We start from the raw sequence: 19,982 nt of genomic DNA, 5'->3' as shown, positions 1-19,982 counted from the left end.
TTATGGAATGTAAAGGTGAAGTGAAAGGTTGATTTCATTGGAAAACAAGGTAGCGTCATCCAATTTTATCCGCAATATCGTGATTGACGACTTGCAAGAAGGCAAGGTCAAGGAAGTCATTACCCGCTTTCCGCCGGAACCGAACGGGTATCTTCATATTGGACATGCAAAAGCCATCTGCCTCAACTTTGAGCTGGCAAGCGAGTTCAAAGGAAAGGCCCACCTCCGTTTTGACGATACCAATCCGGTGAAAGAAGACACAGAGTACGTGGAAGCAATCAAAACAGATGTACAGTGGCTCGGCTTTGAATGGGACGGGCTGTTTTTTGCATCGGATTACTTTGAAGAAATGTACAAGCGTGCGGTGTTGTTGATCCAAAAGGGCAAAGCCTACGTGGATGATTTGCCTGCCGAAGAAATGCGCAAGCTGCGCGGAACTTTGACAGAACCAGGGGTAGACAGCCCGTTCCGCAACCGCTCTGTGGAGGAAAACCTCGACCTGTTTGCTCGCATGCGCAATGGCGAGTTCAAGGACGGGGAAAAAGTGTTGCGTGCGAAAATCGATATGAGCTCTCCGAACATCAACATGCGCGATCCGGTGATTTATCGTATTTCTCATGCGACCCATCACAACACAGGCGACAAATGGTGCATCTACCCGATGTACGACTACGCCCATCCGCTGGAAGATGCGATTGAAGGCGTTACCCACTCGCTCTGTTCACTTGAATTTGAAGACCATCGTCCACTGTACGATTGGGTCATCAGCGAGTGCGAGATGGAAAATACTCCGCGCCAGTACGAGTTTGCCCGTTTGAACCTGACCAACACCGTCATGAGCAAACGCAAGCTGAAACAGCTCGTGGACGAGAAAGTGGTAGATGGCTGGGACGATCCGCGCATGCCGACCATTGCCGGCTTCCGTCGCCGCGGTTTTACCCCTGAAGCGATTCGCACGTTTGCCCGCGAGATCGGGGTAGCGCGCAGCAACAGCACGGTAGACGCGAAAATGCTGGAGCATTTCATTCGCGAAGACTTGAAGCTCAAGGCGCCGCGCACCATGGCTGTCTTGAATCCGCTCAAAGTCGTCATTACGAACTACCCGGAAGGCCAGGTAGAAATGCTCGAAGCCGAGATCAACCCGGAGAACCCGGAGATGGGCAATCGCCAAATTCCGTTCTCCCGCGAAATCTACATCGAGCAGGACGATTTCATGGAAAACCCGCCGAGCAAGTATTTCCGCCTGTTCCCGGGAAATGAGGTTCGCCTGAAGCACGCGTACTTCATCAAATGCAACGATGTGGTGAAAGACGCCGACGGAAACGTCATCGAGCTGCACTGCACCTACGATCCTGAAACCAAGAGCGGCAGCGGCTTTACTGGCCGCAAGGTAAAAGGAACAATCCACTGGGTAGAAGCTTCTCAGGCAGTTCCGGCTGAATTTCGCCTGTACGAGCCACTGATTATGGATGACGAAGATTCGGAAGGAAGCTTCCTGGACAACATCAATCCAAATTCGCTGGAAGTGCTGAACGGATTCGTCGAGCCGAACATGAAAGAAACGCAGCCGCAGGACAAATACCAATTTTTCCGTCACGGATACTTCAATGTCGATCCGAAGCATACGACGGCGGACAAACTGGTCTTCAACCGGATCGTTTCGCTGAAAAGCTCGTTTGAACTGCCAAAAGCGTAAGCATATCAAGCCTGAAAACCAAACGCTGTTGCGGCATGGGGAACCGTGTGCAACAGCGTTTTTTGGTGCGCAAACGGTGGAACTTTTCCCATTCGCGTGTATAATTATTCGTGTCGTGTAACAGAAGGAGGACAGACAGTGAATGGGAGTGCAGAGCTTACACGCAGCTTGAAGTTGTGGCATATCGTCGTCATTGGCCTTGGCTATATGGCTCCAATGGCCGTTTTTGATACGTTTGGCATCGTTGCCGAAGAAACAGGGGGGCATGTTCCTGCCGCTTACGCAGTGACCTTGCTGGCGATCCTGTTTACCGCGGCGAGCTACGGGAAAATGGTCCGCGTCTTCCCGTCGGCCGGGACAGCGTATACGTACACGCAGCAAACGATTCATCCGTATGCCGGGTTTTTGGTAGGGTGGGCCTCGCTGCTTGATTATTTGTTCTTGCCGATGATCAACGCTTTGCTGACGGGTGTGTATCTTTCGTCTGTATTTCCCGATGTGCCGACCACGTGGTGGATTATCGGGTTTATTGCCCTGATTACTTTATTAAACGTATTTCGCGTGACAGTAACGGCATCCGTCAACTCGTTTCTGGTGCTTTTTCAGATCGCCGTCGTTATTTTGTTCGCCGGACTGGCTATCCGTGGCTTGATCAATGGAGATGGGCTGGGCCAGGTGCTGAACGTCCGTCCGTTCCTTTCTGCTGATTTGTCGGTAGTCGCTCTGCTGTCGGGGGCATCGATCCTCTGCTTTTCCTTTTTAGGCTTTGATGCCGTCACTACGCTGACAGAGGAGACGGTAGATGCGAAAAAGACGATTCCCCGGGGAATTTTGCTGGTTGCACTGGCCGGGGGAGCGTTGTTCATTACCGCTTCGTATTTCATGCAATCGCTGTTTCCCGATGTTTCCGTATTGTCTGACCCGGAAGCAGCTTCCGCAGAAATCGCCCTGTTTATCGGAGGCTCCGTCTTTCAGCTGATTTTTTTGGCGGCTGCTTTGTCTTCGACGCTCGCCTCCGGTCTGGTGTCGGTGACGAGTGTAACGCGGCTGTTGTACGCGATGGGCCGGGATGGTTATTTGCCGAAAAAGTGGTTTGGCTACATACACCCGAGACTGAAGACGCCGCTGCTTAACGTGCTGCTGGTCGGAACGCTGATGCTGGCTGCCTTGTATCTCGATTTGCTGACGGCTACGTCCTTTATTAATTTTGGAGCGTTGATCGCGTTCAGCTTCGTCAATCTGAGCGTCATTGCCTACTTCCTGAGACAAAAACAAGAAAAGCGTGCGACGGATTGGTGGGGGTATTTTCTGGCTCCGCTGATCGGGACAGCCTTTCTCGCATTTTTGTGGGGCAGTCTCCATGCGAAATCGATGATATTGGGACTTTTGTGGACGTTTGTCGGGCTTGTGTATTTGCTTTATTTGGTCAAAATCAAAGGCGCCAAACTGGAACTGATGAAGTTTGAGGAATAGGACGATACTTGCTTGAAGAAAGCCTTCCTGTGCTGCGAGTGCGCATGGGGAGGCTTTTGTTTATTCAACTTTTCTATAACAAGTGCGGGAGCGGGTTTTTTGGTAGACGCCAAAAAAGGTGTGGAGTAAACTGGCATCAGGCAATATTCCAAACGTTAGCAATTGACATAAAGGAGGTACATTTTGATGCAGACTTCATTGTTTCGCCGCCAATGGACGACAGTCGATTACGTGCTGATTGTCGTTACAGCGGCATTATATGCAGTTGCCATTATCATGCTGGCTAATATCAAGCTCATTCCTTCCGTACCGATTCGTCCGGCGAATGCCTTGCAGCCTGTTTTCGGCATGCTGTTCGGCTTGCCAGGTTGCATTGGCCTTGCTTTTGGCAATATGGTCAGCGACCTGTTGACCGGAGGAGCACCGCCACATGCAGTTGCGGTCGGGTTTTTCTCCAACTTTTTGGGAGGTTTCATCGGCTTTCTCACGGTGAGTCACCCGGCGCTGAAAACCAAACGCAGCTTCCTGCAATATTTTGTGTTCGTCGTTCTGATCAGCTCTGCTGTCGTGGCGTGCGCGATTTTGGTCAATGTGGCGCTCGGTCTGACGCCGATGGCGATTGCCTCTCTGTTTATTCCTACTGTGTTTTTGAACCAGGCGATCTCGACGGCGATTCTCGGCCCGATCCTGTTGAAGCTGCTGTACCCGTTTGTGAAGCGCTCCGGTCTGTATCGCGGACGACCGTTGCAGGAATACAGCTATCTCGGGCCTGAAAGCAGGATCGCCCAGTGATTCAGGAACCGCTGTTGCAACTGCAAGAGGTACATTGGCACTACGAAGATTCTCCGACCCCGGCGCTTACGGATGTGAGTCTTTGCTTGTATCCGGGCGAAGTAGTCGGGGTGGTTGGCCCGGCGGCAGCGGGAAAGACGACGCTTTTGCTGGCGCTTGCGGGGTTGATCCCGGCCAATTACGCAGGCCAGTTTGCGGGAAAACGCCAGGCGCAAGGGCAGCAGGGCGTTGTCTTCCAAGACCCGGAGACACAGTTTATCGGGCTGACGATTGAAGAAGAGCTTGCGTTTTCGCTGGAAAATGTCGGCTGCTCCGATGAGCAAATCGAGCAAAGAATCACAGAAGTGCTGCAACTGGTCGGCCTTCCCGGGTTTGCCGATCGCTCTCCTTTTGAATTGTCAGGGGGAGAAAAGCAACGTGTAGCAATCGCGTCTGCCCTGACGAATGGCCCGCAAGTATTGCTTCTGGACGAACCGACATCTGAGCTTGATCCATTGGGAGCGCGAGAAGTATTCGCGCTCTTGCAACGGTTGAAGCAGGAAAGTCAGATGACCATCGTCGTATCCTCTCATGCGACAGAGGAGCTGGCTACTTTTTGCGACCGTCTGGTGCTGCTGGCAAAAGGGCAGATTGTGCTCAACTTGCCTGTAAGAGACTTTTTTGCCCGGACAGATGTGCTTGATCAGCACGGCATTTTTGTCCCTGATGTCATCCGCCTCTACCATCTGCTCTGCCGCGAAGGCGTGCTTGCCGAAACGGCAGGCCCGTTGCCGCTTACGGTTGAGGAACTGGCTGCGCGATACAGAGAGGCACAGCTTGTTCGGGAGGGAAGCGTGTGAGCAGTGTAATTGAACTGGACGAGGTTTGGTACGGATACGACCGGGAAAAGCCGGTATTGAACGGAGTATCCTTGCAGATTCGGCAAGGAGAGTTCGTCGCGATCATCGGGGGAAACGGCTCGGGAAAAACTACGCTCGCCAAGCATTGCAACGGTTTGTACAAACCGAGCAAAGGCAGCGTAAAAGTGAACGGCTGCGACACGAAAACGATGTCGACCGCCGAACTGGCCCGCACGGTAGCCTATTGCTATCAAAACCCTGACCATCAAATTTTCCACTCTACGATAGCGGCAGAGGTGTCTTTTGGTCCGAAAAATATGGGCTGGCCTGCGGAAAAGATCGAGCAAGCGGTGAACGAGGCGCTTGAAGCCGTCGGATTAGGCGGAATGGGCGAGGCAGAGCCTTACTTTTCCAGCAAAGGCACGCGGCAAAAGATTGCCGTTGCTTCGATTTTGGCGATGAAGCCTCAGGTCATCGTGCTGGACGAGCCTACTACGGGACTCGATTATCGGGGGATGCTGGAAATGATGGAGCTTGTCCGCCGCTTGCATGCAGCTGGTCACACGATCATCGTCATTACACACGACATGCGTCTGGTGGCGGAATACGCCGAGCGTGTGCTGGTCATGCATCGGGGAAGTCTGGTGTGTGACGGCGATCCGCAAAGCGTGTTTGCTGCGCCTGACATTTTGGCATCCGCGCAGGTGGAGGCACCCGCTGTTTATCGGTTTGGCGAAGCGGCGGGGATGAAAGGACCGCTTCCGCTCACTTTGCAGCAAATGACTCAAAAAATCGCGGGAGGTGGGCAATGGCGATGAAGCATGCCCATCCGAGCTTCGTTTTGCTGATGTTTCTTCTGCTTGGCCTGCTGCCGTTTCTGTTTCAAGACCCGAGAGCGCTGGCTGTGGTCTGGCTGTGCAATCTGGTGCTGATCGCCAGGCTGGGGTGGAAACGCTCGATGGTCAAAGCGTACGCGCTGGTGGGCGGAGTAGGCGCGGTTTTCGCGACGATTACATGGCTGCCGTTCACGAACGTAGGCGTAGCGTACTGGAGCGGCAGCGTTCCATTGATCAATTACCCGCTGCAAGTAACCGATATCGGCGTGCTCTGGGCGTTGGGAATGGGGCTGCGCCTGGCGAATGTGGCGCTTTTGTCGATGTACTATTTGCTCTCCACTTCGCCGAGAGAGATTGCGATGGGCCTGCGCGGGCTTGGCGTCCCGTTTTCCGTCAGTTACTTGCTGTCGCTTATTTTCCGCTTTATTCCGCTGGTGAAAAATGATCTGGCGACGATCCGCGAAGCACAGATGGTGCGAGGGATGTCGACGGTGGAAGGCAATGTTTTTGAGCGCATCAAAAAATACGGGTTTTTGCTAGTTCCGCTCATTTTCAGTTCGCTGAAGCGCGTGCAGCTGATCGCCAATGCGCTCGATGCCAAAGGCTTTCAGATCAGGAACAGCCAGCATCGGTTTTACCGCAGCAAGCGCTGGAAAAAGACGGAGGTCGTCATGCTGTTGGCAGGTGTCTGTGCGGTTGCCTCGCTGTTTTACATCGCCCGTGTGCATCCCGAGCATATTGGCGTCCTCATTCCGGGACGAATTTGACAGGGGAGGAAGCCATGAAAGTTGAGCAGGTCAAACATGTAGAGGTCGAAGCCGGGCGACTAGAGTACAGTGTGTCAGGCCATGCAGATGCTCCGGCGCTTTTGCTGCTGCATGCGATTCGCAATACGCGGCACCTGTTTGCTTGGCTGTTACCCGAGCTGGCAAAGCATTACCGGGTGGTGGCGGTCGATTTGCGCGGTCATGGCAACTCTACGGATCGCGGCCCGTTTGCTTTTGAGCGGATCGTCGATGACTTGGCCTGTCTGCTGGAGCAGGAAGGGCTGAGCCAAGTGGCGATTGTGGCGGCTTCGTTTTCGGCCGTGCCTGCGCAAATGCTCGCGGTCCGCGAACCGCAGCGGATTGCCTCGCTGGTGTTGCTCGATGGCGGTTACTACTCCCTGGGAGCGATGCCGGGCTTTGAGCATGATCCTACAGTTGAGCGCTTGTCATCAACCCGGTTTCAAACGGTAGAGGAAGCGGAAAGGCAATTTGCCAAAAGGTATGGTGGGAGGAAGCTTCCGGCAGGCTGGATGAGCACAGAGCTTGTGCGCAAGGAGGACGGCGGCTTTGGCTACCGTTTGCCGCGGGAGGCGTTTGACAGCTACTTTCATCAGTACGCGACATATGATCTGGATGAGCTGTTTCGGCAGCTGACGTGTCCGGTGCTGTTGCTTCTGGCAGATGAAAATCACTTGCCGGATGAAGCGCAGCGGTCTTTCTTCCGGGAAGCGGTCGCCAAATACCGGAGCGCTGTGCCGCAAGCGCAGGTGAGGACGATCGCCAATTCCTTGCATTTGTTGATGGTGACGCATCCGGATGAAACCGTGAATGAAATCAACCTGTTTTTGCATCGCTAAAAGGGACAAGCATCTGCTTGCCCCTTTTCTTTTTGTACTTTTGTCTATCGTTTTGCCTCGCGGAACAGCTTGTCCAGCTCGTCCGCCATTTTGTTGTCCCCTTTTTTGTCCCGCAAATGCTTTTTGACTTTTTCCAATGCGTCTATGCCTTTTTTCGAGCTGACTGTCCAGACTTGCGCGTCCGTTCCATACGAACGTTCTACTACGGTGCGCGCCTGGGCAAACAAGGCAGAGCGATCGCTGGTGCCAAGCACGCCTGTCGTGTTGTTTCTTGCCTGCTGTCCAGCCAGCCCGCTCGGCGTGTCGTTTCCTCGGCTGCTGCTGCCCGCATAGCTGCCGAGCAAGTGGGCTTGCATCGGGTCGATGGAGTTGATGGAGGCTTGGTTGGCAGTGGTTGGGGCGAGGAAAACCCAATCGCCGACGATTAACGCTTGTACACCGTGGACGCCTGCCGCGCCGAGTTGCGCCTCCAGCTTGGTCGAAGGGCCGCCGCTGTGCAAATGCGAGCTTCCGATCGAACTGTACAGATCGTGGCCCATACCGCTAAATGTCGTGCCATGAGAGTTGGTTGTCAGCTTTTTGTCCCGGTCTACGCTGGGAATGACCGTCTCGCCCATTCCAGCAGGGTGTACAGTTTGGGTTCTGGCTGGCTCTTGCGGGGCGGCCTGGTTGTTACAGGCGGTGAGCAGCAGGGCAATGCCTACTCCGGCTCTGCCTGCCCATGTTCCAAAGCGCTTCATCAGTATCCCTCCAAATTATGCTTGCTGTATTGGTAACCATATCCTTTGAATGTGTTTTGGAAATTATGTGTGGTGCATGCTGGGAAAATTTCCGCGAAATGCGTTTAGCCTGTCGCGAAAATGCGCAAACCATGGGATAGAGACAACTGGAGGTGGTAGATTTGGCAGAATCCAACAACAAACATGAGCAGCCAGTGTCACGGAGACATTTTCTGAAAAACACAGGGCTTGTGCTCGGTGGTCTGGTCGTGGGCGGAGTGGCAGGCAGTCTGCTACGCAAGCCGGAAGCACCGCCACAACCGGGAGCGACACCGGCTCCTGCTGCCGATTACAATCAGGCGTTGATGTATTTCAGCCCGGAACAGTTCAAGGTGGTGGATGCCGCCTGTGAGCGGATTTTCCCGGAAGACGAGCTTGGACCGGGCGCAAAGGCACTTGGTGCAGCCTACTTCATCGATCACCAGCTTGCGGGCGATTGGGGCTTCAACTCTCGTGAGTACATGCAAGGTCCGTTTTATTCGGGAGAGGTGACCCAAGGCTACCAGGGAAGGTTGAAGCGGCGGGAGATTTTCGACATCGGCATTCAGGAGCTGAACAACTACAGCCAAGCTACGCATGGCAAGCGCTTTTACGAGATTACGGCTGAGCAGCAGGATGCCGTGTTGAAGGCTTTTGAAAAGGACGATGTCAAACTGACGACGATTTCGGCCAGCGCCTTCTTCAAAATGCTGCGAGCCAGCACCATCGAAGGCATATACTCAGACCCGCTGTACGGCGGCAATAAAAATATGGATGGCTGGCGATTGAAAAATTACCCAGGCAATCAAATGGCCTACACACAAATCATCGAACAAGACAAATTCGTGAAGATGGAGCCGCTCAGCTTGCGGGATCATCAACACTGACAGACGGGGTGAAGCATATGGCCAGAAAACTGCCCAAAGTGGATGTGGTAATCGTCGGTGTGGGCTGGGGCGGGGGCGTGATCGCTTCGGAGCTGACGAGGCAAGGGCTGACGGTCGTCGGACTGGAGCGCGGCAAAGAGCGGAAAACAGAAGACTATTTCATGGTGCACGATGAACTGCGCTACGCGCTTCGCTATGAAATGATGCAGGATTTGTCCAAGGAAACGATCACCTTCCGCAGCAATCCGAACGTGCGGGCGCTGCCGATGCGCTCATACGGTTCTTTTTTGCTGGGAACAGGGCTTGGCGGCTCGGGCGTTCACTGGAATGGCCACACGTTCCGGTTTTTGCCGTATGATTTCGAGATTCACAGCAAGACAGTCGAGCGCTACGGGCAAAAGAAAATTCCCGAGGGCATGACGATTCAGGATTGGGGAATCACTTACGACCAGCTGGAGCCTTACTTTGACAAGTTCGAGCGGATGGCGGGCATATCGGGTTCGGAAAATCCGCTTGGCGGCAAACGTTCCCAGCCTTATCCGACGCCGCCGATGAAAAGCACGCCCAGCATGAAGATGTTCGAGGAAGCGGCGAAAAAGCTGAACTTGCATCCTTATCCGCTCCCGTCCGCGAATTTGTCAGAGGCGTACACGAATCCGGACGGAATTTCCCGGGCTGCTTGTCAATATTGCGGCTACTGCGAGCGTTTTGGGTGTGAGTACGGGGCAAAAGCAGACCCGGTTGTCACGGTTATCCCTGTGGCGAAGAAGACAGGGAAGTTCGAAATCCGCACCCATTCCCACGTGCGCCGCATTTTACATACGGGCAACAAAGCTACAGGTGTGCTGTACACGGACGTGACGACTGGAGAAGAAATTGAACAGCCTGCTGACATCGTCGTGTTGACGAGCTACGTGTTCAACAATTCGCGTTTGCTGCTGATGTCCAAGCTGGGGCGACCGTACGATCCGACTACGGGCAAAGGCGTGATTGGAAAAAACTACTGCTACCAGGTTATGAAAGGCGGAGCCACGGGCTTTTTCGAGGAAAAGGAGTTCAACAATTACGCTGGTGCCGGCTCGCTCGGCATGGTGCTCGATGACTACAACGGCGACAACTTTGACCACTCCAGCCTGAATTTCATTCATGGCGCCAACATCAGCGTCTCCCAGTACGGGCAACGTCCGATCGCCAACAATACGGTTCCGGAAGGCACGCCAAGCTGGGGCAAGGAATTTAAGGCAGCCTCGCTCAAATACGCCAACCGCACGATCAATGTCGGGGCGCAAGGGGCCTCCATGCCGTTCCGTTACCATTTTCTCGATCTCGATCCGACGTACAAAGACGCGTTCGGAGATCCGCTGATCCGCATTACGTTCGACTTCGAGGAGCAGGACAGGCAGTTGGCTGCCTTTTTGTCCGACAAATGCGGGGACATTCTCAAGGAAATGGGCGCCAACAAAATCGAGGTGCGCGGCAAGCTTGGCCCTTACGACATTACCCCGTACCAATCCACGCATAATACAGGCGGAGTGATCATGGGGGCATCGCCGGAAACTTCGGCGGTCAACAACTACTTGCAAATGTGGGACGCGGAAAATGTGTTTGTCGTCGGCGCATCGTCTTTTGCTCACAACAGCGGCTACAATCCGACGGGCACGATGGGGGCGCTGTCGTACCGGGCGGCCGAGGGCATTTTGAAGTATCGGCAGAGCGGTGGCGGCATGCTGGTGTAGCTGTATTTTGTTACGATTGCAAAATGGATTTAGCGAATTTGCGAAAAGCCGTCGGTTTATATGACGGCTTTTTTTCGTATAGAAGCAAAAGCTTTTCGCGAAAATGAGAAAATGCGTGAGCCGTAAAAGCGAGAATATCGCGGTTTCATGCGGTTTTTTCGTTGGCACGCTCCTTGCTATTACGATTTGCCAGTGATGAGCGAGAGGATCGCCAAAAGGAGAGACAATGATGAAAACGAACAACTGGAAGCTGGACACTGCTATTATTCATACGGCTCAAGAGCCTTGCCCGAAAACGGGGGCGGTCACGGCAGCTGTCGTGCCTGCGGTCGCATATGCGTTTCCCGATGCGGATTCCGCTGCTGCCTGCGTGGCCGGGGAGCGGGGCGGAACGTATTACGGCAGGTACGGCAATCCGACGATCGAGACGTTGGAGCAAAAAATCGCAGCGTTGGAAAACGGGGAAGCCGCTTTGGGCGTATCCAGCGGAATGGCAGCGATCTCCGGGGCGCTGCTTGCCTTTTTGCAGCAAGGCGACCATGTGGTGTGTACGCGGGATGTATACGGAGGCAGCTACAAGTTTCTTGCTACAATGGCGCCGCGTTACGGCATTGCGACCGATTTCGTCGATTGTACCGATTTGCAGGCAGTGGAGCGGGCTTTCCGGGCCAACACCCGCGTGCTTTACATCGAGACGCCTTCCAACCCGTGCCTGACAGTCCTCGATATCGCCGCATTGTCCCGTTTGGCGCACGCACGAGGTATCGTCGTGATTGTCGACAATACGTTCATGACGCCTTATCTCCAGCGGCCGTTGGAGCTGGGAGCCGATGTGGTTGTCCATAGCGCGACCAAATATTTGAACGGGCATGGGGACGTTATCGCCGGGTTTATTGTCGCGAACAAAGAGCAAATACAGTTCATGCGCAAAAACATCATGGGCGATCTGGGGCAAAACTTGAACGCATGGGACGCCTTCCTGATTTTGCGCGGATTGAAGACGTTGGGCCTGCGCGTCCGCCAACATTGCCAAAATGCGCAAGCTGTAGCGGAATACTTGGAAAAGCACCCGGCGATCGCGCACGTCTACTACCCTGGACTGGAATCCCATCCGCAGCATGAGCTGGCGAAGCGGCAAATGGCGGGGATGGGCGGAATCGTTTCCTTCGAGGTCAAGGGAGGGTATGACGCCGCCAAATCTTTCATTAACGCGCTGCGTCTCGCTATGATATCGTTTAGCTTAGGAGACCCGGAAACACTCGTGCAGCATCCCGCGTCGATGACTCATGCTTCCATTCCGGTGGAGGATCGTCTGAAGTTCAACATTACAGACGGTTTGATTCGCCTTTCAACCGGGCTGGAGGATGCGACGGACATCATTGCTGATCTGGAGCAGGCGCTACGCTGCGTCCCTGTGGCGGAGGCTGCTGCGAGAGGGTAAGGAACGTGACAGGCAGGAGGATCGACCATGACCGAATTTTCCCGGATAGAGAAATTCATCCAATCATACGCAGACAATATTTCCAAGGTGCTGGGGCTGGATGTCACCATCCTGGATGAACAAGGGATTCGGGTGAGCGGCACAGGCTACTATTCGGATTTGATCGGGCTGCCTGCGCCGGAAGGATCGTTTTTCCGGATGATTTTGCAGACTGGACAGCCAGGCATGATTTTTGACATGAAAAAGAACGACTCCCAGTGCATGAACTGCAAATTTTTGCAGCAATGCAGGGAGCTTGCAACAATCGGCTTCCCGGTACACAAGCGGGAAAAGACGGTCGGGGTCATCGGCATCATCGGCTTTTCGCCTGAGCAAAAGGAAAAGATGCTGCACCACTCGGAAAAGTGGATGCCGTTTTTGCAGCACACGAGTTCGCTGATCGAACACAAGCTGCTGGAACTGGATGCCGAACGGGAAAAAGGCTGCAACATCCAGGAGGAAATGCCGCAGGCAGTCGTCAAGCCCGTGTACTTCGCCCAACTGATCGGGGCAGATACAGGCTTGCGGGACGTGATCGCCAAGGCGAAGAAGGTGGCGGGCAGCATCTCTACTGTTTTGTTGCGCGGAGAGAGCGGTACGGGCAAAGAATTGCTGGCAAAAGCGATTCACAGCGAGGGGCCGCGCAGCAGACAGCCGTTCGTCGCAATCAATTGCGCGGCGATTCCCGAAACGCTGCTGGAGAGCGAGCTGTTCGGCTATGAGGGCGGAGCGTTTACAGGCTCTCGCCGCGAAGGAAAGCCGGGAAAATTCGAGCTGGCGCACAAAGGCACGATCTTCCTCGACGAGGTCGGGGATATCCCGCTGTCTTTGCAGCCCAAGCTTTTGCGTGTTCTCCAGGAAAAAACGGTAGAGCGGGTCGGAGGCGTGAAGACGCTGGAGATCGACGTCAGGGTCATCGCGGCGACTCACAAAGATTTGGAGAACATGGTCAAGGAAGGGACGTTCCGCGAAGATTTATACTATCGGCTGAATGTCATCCCGCTTCGCCTGAAGCCGTTGCGCGAGCGCCGGGAAGATATCCCGCTGTACTTGCAGCATTTTTTGCATCGGTACGGGACACTTTTGCAAAAGGGCAGGCTGGAGCTTGACGCTTCGCTCGTTCACAGGCTTGCCGCATACGATTGGCCGGGAAACATCCGGCAATTGGAAAACGCCGTGGAATATATGGTCAACATGGCGGATGGATCGCTGATTGACCATGAGAGTTTGCCGGAATATTTGCTTGCGGAGGAAGCGACGGGGCGAGCAGATGAGGCGGGGGCGGGGCTGGAACAGCTTTTGGCTGATTATGAGCGCTCTGTTCTGAAAAAATATTTGGCGAGCAGCGCGTACCGTCAGGACAAAGCGGCGATTGCCAGCGAGCTGCAAATCAGTCTTTCTACCTTGTACCGGAAGATGGAAAAGTACAACCTTGATATATAAAACAAGCCTCTGTTTCGAGATGTTTTCTGCGAAACGAGGCTTGTTTATGTCGGGCAGGCAGTTAGACTTGCTGCTGCTCCGGGTGTTTGATCGCTTTCAGTTCGTAATGGCCGCTTTTGGAGCTGATGATGAACTCGGGACGCTTTTGCTCGCGCGCTTTGCGGTGTCCTTCGAGATGCGGCTCGCTCAATTCCCACTGTTTCCAAGCTTCTTTCGACTCCCAGCGAATCATGACTACGACTTCTTCTTCGTCTTTGCGCGGCTTTTGCACGAAAATGCTCAAGTCCACAAAGCCCGGAGCTTTTTCTACCACGCCTGGTTCGCTGAAGCTTTTGACGATTTCATCGGAGAAGCCTTCCTGTACCACGTATGTTTTGATTTCGACCATCATGAGCCAAACACCCTTCCACTGATTGATTGCTGTCTTTACTCATCGTATGGAGAGTGATTTTCAAAGTCAATCGAAAGTTGTCCAGTTACTGGAAAGCAAAAAGACAGCGGCTCCCCTACAGGCCGCTGTCCTTCGTTGTTTATATAAAAGAATAAGTGCATGCTTACAGCAACGACTTCACTTCTCCGGTATTCGGGTTCACGACGAACCATCCGTACGTGCTGGTGTAGCTGTCTCCGGACTGGAAATTGTTTACTACAGTTTGGTACACTTGAATGACATAGTGCCCTTTTTCGTCATCGTGGTCATATTCGACTACGTGTGTAGGTGTAAGGCTGCCTGCATATTTCTTTTTGACCAGTTCAACCGCTTCCATTTTCGAGTACATTTTGGCAACTGGCAGTTTACCGATAAAAATCGATTTCGTTTTGGCATCGTAAATGACTGGCTTGTTCAAGTTTTCTGCCACGAAACGAATCGGTACGTACACAGAGTTTTTGTACATGATACCTTGGACGTCGCTGCTCGGAGACTTTGGCACGCCTTCGAAGTAGTAAGTAAAAGGCGTATTTGTGCCTTCAGCCACATCCGGATAAGCTGGAGCCGCGATTGCGATTCCGGAAAAGAGTGCCGAGCCGACGATAATTCCCCCAAAAAATGATTTCAAGTCCCATTTCATGTCGAAAAACCTCTCCCTTTGTCTAAATCTTCCCAGAAAACATTATGTCAAAGATCATGGGAGAAAAGCTATCAAACGAGGGTAATAGGAAACATAGACTACGAATGGGAGAAAAGGTAGGACTAGCCGCGCCTGGTCCCAGACGGACAAACAGGTTGAAACGATGATTCAGTGAAAGGTCACTTTGTGGTAAGGTAATAGAAAGATTAGCGGATAAGGTGAGGAAAATGGCTATTTTGCAAAATGACTGGGCTCCCGTATTGGCTGGGGAGTTCGAGAAACCGTATTACTTGAAGCTCCGTCAGACTTTGAAGGAAGAATATCAGACACAGACCATTTACCCGGATATGTATCACATTTTTACAGCGCTTCATCTGACCAGCTACGAACAGGCCAAAGTAGTAATTTTGGGACAAGACCCTTATCACGGGCCGGGACAAGCCCATGGCTTGAGCTTCTCGGTCAAGCCGGGAATCAAACCGCCGCCATCTCTCGTGAATATTTACAAAGAGTTGCAAAGCGATTTGAATTGCGCCATTCCTGAGCATGGCTACTTGAGCCATTGGGCCAAGCAGGGAGTCATGATGTTGAACACGGTGCTGACGGTGCGGGCGAGCAATCCAAATTCGCACAAAGGCATCGGCTGGGAGACGTTTACCGACCAAATCATTCATTTGCTGAATGAGCGCGAAAAGCCGCTTGTGTTCATCCTGTGGGGAAAACACGCGCAAGAGAAGGCTGCCTTCATCGACAAAAAGAAACATTGCATCATCGCTTCGCCGCATCCAAGTCCGTTTTCGGCCAATCGCGGATTTTTCGGAAGCCGACCGTTTTCCCGAGCCAATGCGTTTCTGCGTTCGCAGGGAATGGAAGAGATCGATTGGCAATTGCCGATGCATGTAGAGGAAGAAGAATAAATGGGAAAAGGATCTGTGCCGCTCGCTTGCAACGAACGGCGCAGATCCTTTTTGCTATGGCTCAGTCTTTGCTTTTGATCACGAGCAGTTGGCCTGTGCGTACATCAATCGTCCCGGTTTGTTCTACCAGTATGTTGCTGATGCCCAGCGTGTCGCCGATTCGCAGCGTGGCGTCTTCCAGCGGGTACATGAATCCGCGCAGCGTAATTCCGGTGACTTCCATCGTCAAAGGCAGCAGGGAAACGTGGGTAAATTGGTCCTGCGAAAGCTGGCAGTGGCTGTTGATCAGGCGGATTTCATTGCGTTCATCGACAATGCGGCAGGAAACTCCTGCCTGTAAGCTTTTGCCAAGCAGATGGACATTGGCGAGAGTGTGGTCGAAGCGGGAGCCGAGCACTCCGAGCAAGACAATTTCCCGGGGCTTTTGCCCGATGGCCCAGGTCAGCGCCATTTCGGTGTCCGTCAAATCTTTCATGACGGGATCGCAAGCGGAGACATCCAGACTGTGGCGTTCGATTTCCGCCATCTCTTCCGCGGTGACCGAATCGAAGTCGCCGATTGACAAGCGTGGCGACAGGCCGTTGCGAACGAGAAACAGCGCGCCGCGATCCACGCCTACGAGCCAGTCGCCTTCGCGTATGTAACGGATGGCCCAGTCACCCAGATTTCCGCCTGCGAAAAGTAGGATGCGTGTAGTGTTCATGCAGTCAGTGGCCACCTTTTAATCTGAAATAGTAGAGTGAAATGCACTTTGACAAGCGAGCCGATAGCCTGCCGCGAGCTTTTTGTCCAGCTTCTCGTGTTCCTGCCGGGTCGGAGCGGTGAGCAAGTCGTTGCCTGATACGACCAGGACGCTGCATTTTCCGCAATACCCTTGCTGGCATTTGTAAGAGAGCGATTGTCCCTGCGTCTGTGCGGCTTGTAGCAGCGTCTGACAGGGAGCTTGCCCGATTGTGAATGTTCGAGAGTTTTGCTTGATCTGCACCTGCTTGTGTCGTGCTTTTGCCGTCGGGATTGGTCTGTTTTGCTTGTTTGGCTTGGCAAAAACCCGGCTGTCTGCTTGTTTGCCCAACTCAGGCAAGTTGGTGTGAACAGGAGTGTAGACAGGTTGCTGTACGGGAGAGCGTCCGGCGATCAAAGAACCGACAGTAAGCTGTTTGCGCATAGGAACCTCCCCGGTAAGTGATTTTTTCCATCTTACCATGTGCGAAGCGGGAGTGACAAAAAGAGATGTTGTGTTGTGTGTAAAAGATTGAATTTTTAGGCATTTTCGATTAAAATAATTTTATCGAAAAAATCATGGAAGGTGATGGCATGATTACCATCAAGCGAATGAGCGACTGTACGTTTGCCGAGGTGACAAAAGCTTGGAACAGAGGTTTTGAAGGTTATTTCGTTTCGATTGTGATGACGGAAGAGATGCTGGTGCAGCGATTGGGGAACGAAGGGTATGTCATGGGCTTGTCTGTCGTCGCGTTTGATGGAGAAGAGCCGATTGGCCTGGTGGCAAGCGGACTGAGAACGATCGGCGGGAAAAAAGTCGCCTGGAACGGCGGGACAGGCGTCGCTACCGAATATCGCCGTCAAGGAGTGGGGCGGCAGTTGATTGATGCGACGCTTGAGCTGTACAAGGAAGCTGGCGTGCAGGTGGCTACCTTGGAGGCGATGAGCCAAAACAGCAAGGCGATAGCCCTGTATGAGCAAAAAGGGTACGAGGTGGTTGACCGCCTCTTGTTCTGGCAACGAATCGGCCCGCTGCCTGAGCATGCATTCGGTGGGGCGACCAAGCCAGAGTATCGGATCAGGCCGATTGTCACTCAGGAAGTGACTGCGCTGCCGTTCTACGACGGAGATGTCGCCTGGCAAAATCAATGGCAAAGCTTGCGGGACGCACAGGCAGTAATGGTCGAAGACGGAGCGGGGCAGGCGGTCGGGTACGCCTTGTACAAAAGCATGGTAAATGAAGCGGGACAAGTGAGCAACGTCGTTTTGCGCCAATGTGTGGCTCAGCCGGGCCACAGCGATGCCCGCAACATTTTGAGCGCCGCTCTCGCCCACGTGTACGCGCCATACGCATCGGACTGCAAGTGGTCGACCTTCAACTTGCGCGCCTCTGAAGGCTTGCTGCTGGAAATTTTGGAGTCAGCAGGCTTCGGGCCATCGGAAACCGAGCAGGTGTACATGGTCAAGCAGATGGAGACGGCGCAAGAATAACAGCTTGATCGGATTCCGCAATCGCTGATTGGCTTATTGCTGGCAATGAGTGCAGAAAAAAACTTTTCGCGAGGATAGCTCGTCTTTTACGATAGGCTGTCCGCAACGCAGGCATGGCTCTCCGCCGCGATCGTACACTTGGCAACGCTCGTCGAACCCGCCTGTCAACTCGTCGGTGCGATACAACGGCTGTTTCATGTAACCGCCAAAACGAATCGCTTCTGCAAGCACTTCCTGCATGGAATGATAGAGAGTGGCTCGCTCTGGCGCAGTCAGTTCGGGGATGCGGCGCGTAGGCAGTATGCGCGCGTGAAAGCAAATTTCGTCGGAATAGCAGTTGCCGATGCCTGCGATCCAGTGTTGGTCGACCATGGCTGTTTTTAAAACTCCGCGCTTTTCTTCCAGCAGCTTTTCAAAGTGGGTCAGCGTGAACTCCGGGTTGAGCGGTTCTGGGCCGAGCGGGGCCAGCTTTTCGTCGATCTGATCGGGAGTGAGCAGGTGCAAGTAACCGAGCCGCAATCCGTGAAAATACAGCACTCGTTCTCCCAAAAAGACAGTTACCTGGGCAGTCCGAGCGAGCTTGTCCTCGGCTGTACCCAAGTAGAGAAAACCGCCCAGCATCAGGTGAAGCAGCAGGACGTGGCCGCTTTGCAAGTGAAACAAGAGGTGCTTGCCGCGCCGCTCGATAAGCGTCAGGCGATTGTTTTGCAAAAGCTGTCCGAACTGTGCCGGGGGCAGATTGATGGTTTTTTCCCGCTGGACGGCTGTTGAGGTGATGACCGCACCGCAGATTTGCTCATGGAGCAGCCTGCGGTACGTTTCCATTTCAGGCAATTCCGGCATGACGATTTCTCCTTTCTCTATAAAGCTGCATTCTATTATGATTTCCAGATCGGATAGCTGGCATGCCCAGCCCGTTGTTTTTATGGCGACGGGTCTTTTCGTATTGTTTTTGCACAAGATTACCAACGATATTGCCAAATCGGGTAATATAGTATAAGGGTAAGCCCCAAAGCAATATGGACGGACAGGAGATTACATATGCAAAAAGTAGAATTGATCGCTACGGCGACTTTTGGATTGGAATCGGTAGTAGCAGAGGAAGTAAAAGCGCTCGGCTATGGCCCGGTTCAGGTAGAAAACGGGAAGGTGACGTTTACCGCAGACATTTCTGCGATTCCCCGCACAAATTTGTGGTTACGAACTGCCGACCGGGTGCGTCTAAAAATCGGGGAGTTCAAGGCGACTACATTTGACGAGCTGTTTGAACAAACAAAAGCTTTGCCATGGGCGGATTGGATCACGGAGGATGCAACGTTTCCCGTAGAAGGAAAGTCAGTCAAATCGACTTTGTTCAGTGTTCCCGACTGCCAGGCCATCGTGAAAAAAGCGGTGGTGGAAAGTCTGAAAAAGACGTACAAGTGCGAGTGGTTTGAGGAAAAAGGGCCGCTGTACAAAATCGAAGTGGCTCTGCTCAAAGACGTGGCGACGCTGACTATCGACACATCAGGCCCGGGTTTGCACAAGCGTGGCTATCGCGAATTGATCGGTACAGCCCCGTTGAAGGAAACGATGGCGGCAGCGATGATCATGCTGTCTCGCTGGAAGCCGGATCGCGTCTTCATGGACCCGTTTTGCGGCTCAGGGACGATTCCGATCGAAGCAGCGCTCATCGGACAAAACATCGCGCCGGGAATGAACCGGGAATTTGTCTCGGAAGCGTGGCCGATCATTCCGAAAACAGCCTGGAGAGAGGCGCGGGCTGAGACGCATGACTTGGCCAGATACGATCAGAAGCTGGAGATTATCGGCACCGACATGGACGATGAGATCCTGAAGGTGGCACGCCGCAATGCAGCAGAGGCGGGCGTGGATGAATCGATCCATTTTCAGCGCATGGATGTTCGCGATGTACGGACGAAGCGGAAATACGGCTATCTGATTTGCAATCCGCCGTACGGGGAGCGCTTGGGAGAGTGGAAACAGGTCAGCAAGATGTACGGGGAAATGGGGAAAACTTTTGCCGCCATGGATACATGGTCTTTTTACGTCATCACTTCCGATGAGCTGTTTGAGGAGCACTTCGGGCGCAAGGCGAGCAAAAAGCGCAAGCTCTACAACGGAAACATCAAGGTGGACTACTATCAGTTCTTTGGCCCCAAGCCGCCGCGCCAGCCGATGATTTCCCCGACAGAGTAGACAGAGCAAGCCGTGTAA

General features: G+C 53.4%; 20 protein-coding genes. 14 read left to right on the top strand and 6 right to left on the bottom strand.

The window, feature by feature from the left end; genetic code table 11:
• Positions 1-28 precede the first annotated feature (28 nt).
• The 7 genes from HP435_RS26900 to HP435_RS26870 all read left to right on the top strand — a co-directional run bounded on the left by HP435_RS26900 (position 29) and on the right by HP435_RS26870 (position 7,260).
• Positions 29-1,696, top strand: a complete 1,668-nt coding sequence (locus tag HP435_RS26900) for a glutamine--tRNA ligase/YqeY domain fusion protein (protein ID WP_063228911.1) — start codon at positions 29-31, stop codon at positions 1,694-1,696.
• A gap of 138 nt (positions 1,697-1,834) precedes the next feature.
• Positions 1,835-3,169 carry an APC family permease gene (locus HP435_RS26895; RefSeq protein WP_173599063.1) on the top strand — a complete coding sequence of 445 codons (1,335 nt, stop codon included), beginning with the start codon at positions 1,835-1,837 and terminating at the stop codon, positions 3,167-3,169.
• A gap of 186 nt (positions 3,170-3,355) precedes the next feature.
• On the top strand, positions 3,356-3,961 hold the full coding sequence (locus HP435_RS26890; RefSeq protein ID WP_122962525.1) for a QueT transporter family protein: 606 nt from the start codon (positions 3,356-3,358) through the stop codon (positions 3,959-3,961).
• Positions 3,958-4,800, top strand: coding sequence for an energy-coupling factor ABC transporter ATP-binding protein (locus tag HP435_RS26885; RefSeq protein WP_173599062.1), 843 nt, complete (start codon positions 3,958-3,960; stop codon positions 4,798-4,800). Before HP435_RS26890 ends, HP435_RS26885 begins: the two co-directional genes overlap by 4 nt.
• Positions 4,797-5,618: an energy-coupling factor ABC transporter ATP-binding protein gene (locus tag HP435_RS26880; RefSeq protein ID WP_173599061.1), complete on the top strand. Its 822-nt coding sequence runs from the start codon at positions 4,797-4,799 to the stop codon at positions 5,616-5,618. Before HP435_RS26885 ends, HP435_RS26880 begins: the two co-directional genes overlap by 4 nt.
• Positions 5,609-6,403: an energy-coupling factor transporter transmembrane component T gene (locus tag HP435_RS26875; protein ID WP_229049765.1), complete on the top strand. Its 795-nt coding sequence runs from the start codon at positions 5,609-5,611 to the stop codon at positions 6,401-6,403. The genes HP435_RS26880 and HP435_RS26875 overlap by 10 nt, the downstream gene beginning before the upstream one ends.
• A 14-nt stretch (positions 6,404-6,417) precedes the next feature.
• The gene (locus tag HP435_RS26870) at positions 6,418-7,260 is read left to right on the top strand and encodes an alpha/beta fold hydrolase (RefSeq protein ID WP_173599060.1); all 843 of its coding nucleotides are present in this window, start codon (positions 6,418-6,420) and stop codon (positions 7,258-7,260) included.
• Between the two features lie 44 nt (positions 7,261-7,304).
• Here HP435_RS26870 and HP435_RS26865 read toward each other — a convergent pair whose 3' ends face one another.
• A complete protein-coding gene (locus HP435_RS26865) occupies positions 7,305-8,000 on the bottom strand; it encodes a hypothetical protein (protein ID WP_173599059.1) in 696 nt (231 codons plus the stop codon).
• 152 nt (positions 8,001-8,152) lie between these two features.
• Between HP435_RS26865 and HP435_RS26860 the strand changes: the two genes are divergently transcribed.
• From HP435_RS26860 to HP435_RS26845, 4 genes are all read left to right on the top strand, one after another.
• On the top strand, positions 8,153-8,905 hold the full coding sequence (locus HP435_RS26860; RefSeq protein WP_345742698.1) for a gluconate 2-dehydrogenase subunit 3 family protein: 753 nt from the start codon (positions 8,153-8,155) through the stop codon (positions 8,903-8,905).
• 17 nt (positions 8,906-8,922) lie between these two features.
• Positions 8,923-10,641, top strand: coding sequence for a GMC family oxidoreductase (locus HP435_RS26855; protein WP_122962531.1), 1,719 nt, complete (start codon positions 8,923-8,925; stop codon positions 10,639-10,641).
• Positions 10,642-10,870: 229 nt separating this feature from the next.
• Positions 10,871-12,082 (top strand): trans-sulfuration enzyme family protein, encoded by a 1,212-nt coding sequence (locus HP435_RS26850; RefSeq protein WP_173599057.1) that lies wholly within the window; start codon positions 10,871-10,873, stop codon positions 12,080-12,082.
• 27 nt (positions 12,083-12,109) lie between these two features.
• Positions 12,110-13,564: a sigma-54 interaction domain-containing protein gene (locus HP435_RS26845; RefSeq protein ID WP_173596336.1), complete on the top strand. Its 1,455-nt coding sequence runs from the start codon at positions 12,110-12,112 to the stop codon at positions 13,562-13,564.
• A 61-nt stretch (positions 13,565-13,625) separates the two neighbouring features.
• Here HP435_RS26845 and HP435_RS26840 read toward each other — a convergent pair whose 3' ends face one another.
• Together HP435_RS26840 and HP435_RS26835 are read right to left on the bottom strand one after the other, a co-directional pair.
• Positions 13,626-13,955, bottom strand: a complete 330-nt coding sequence (locus HP435_RS26840) for an antibiotic biosynthesis monooxygenase family protein (protein WP_173599056.1) — start codon at positions 13,953-13,955, stop codon at positions 13,626-13,628.
• A gap of 163 nt (positions 13,956-14,118) precedes the next feature.
• Positions 14,119-14,634, bottom strand: coding sequence for a stalk domain-containing protein (locus tag HP435_RS26835; protein ID WP_122962535.1), 516 nt, complete (start codon positions 14,632-14,634; stop codon positions 14,119-14,121).
• A 227-nt stretch (positions 14,635-14,861) separates the two neighbouring features.
• Here HP435_RS26835 and HP435_RS26830 point away from each other — a divergent pair, with 227 nt between their 5' ends.
• Positions 14,862-15,551, top strand: coding sequence for a uracil-DNA glycosylase (locus tag HP435_RS26830; protein ID WP_122962536.1), 690 nt, complete (start codon positions 14,862-14,864; stop codon positions 15,549-15,551).
• Between the two features lie 61 nt (positions 15,552-15,612).
• Here the strand turns inward: HP435_RS26830 and HP435_RS26825 are convergent, their stop codons facing one another.
• Both HP435_RS26825 and HP435_RS26820 read right to left on the bottom strand, forming a co-directional pair.
• Positions 15,613-16,254, bottom strand: coding sequence for a thiamine diphosphokinase (locus tag HP435_RS26825; RefSeq protein ID WP_173599055.1), 642 nt, complete (start codon positions 16,252-16,254; stop codon positions 15,613-15,615).
• 18 nt (positions 16,255-16,272) lie between these two features.
• Complete coding sequence (locus HP435_RS26820) at positions 16,273-16,716, bottom strand: 2Fe-2S iron-sulfur cluster-binding protein (protein ID WP_173599054.1); 444 nt, start codon at positions 16,714-16,716, stop codon at positions 16,273-16,275.
• Positions 16,717-16,865: 149 nt separating this feature from the next.
• Between HP435_RS26820 and HP435_RS26815 the strand changes: the two genes are divergently transcribed.
• The gene (locus HP435_RS26815; RefSeq protein WP_173599053.1) at positions 16,866-17,765 is read left to right on the top strand and encodes a GNAT family N-acetyltransferase; all 900 of its coding nucleotides are present in this window, start codon (positions 16,866-16,868) and stop codon (positions 17,763-17,765) included.
• A gap of 33 nt (positions 17,766-17,798) precedes the next feature.
• Here HP435_RS26815 and HP435_RS26810 read toward each other — a convergent pair whose 3' ends face one another.
• Positions 17,799-18,608 carry an Fpg/Nei family DNA glycosylase gene (locus HP435_RS26810; protein ID WP_173599052.1) on the bottom strand — a complete coding sequence of 270 codons (810 nt, stop codon included), beginning with the start codon at positions 18,606-18,608 and terminating at the stop codon, positions 17,799-17,801.
• Positions 18,609-18,806: 198 nt separating this feature from the next.
• On the opposite strand from HP435_RS26810, the gene HP435_RS26805 reads away from it, so the two are divergent.
• Entirely contained in the window at positions 18,807-19,964 is a 1,158-nt protein-coding gene (locus HP435_RS26805) for a THUMP domain-containing class I SAM-dependent RNA methyltransferase (RefSeq protein WP_173599051.1), read from the top strand.
• Positions 19,965-19,982: the final 18 nt, after the last annotated feature.

Source organism: Brevibacillus sp. HD3.3A, from assembly GCF_013284375.2.
In the GTDB taxonomy this organism is placed as follows: Bacteria; Bacillota; Bacilli; order Brevibacillales; family Brevibacillaceae; genus Brevibacillus; species Brevibacillus parabrevis.
This window is presented reverse-complemented; position numbering and strand designations above follow the sequence as displayed.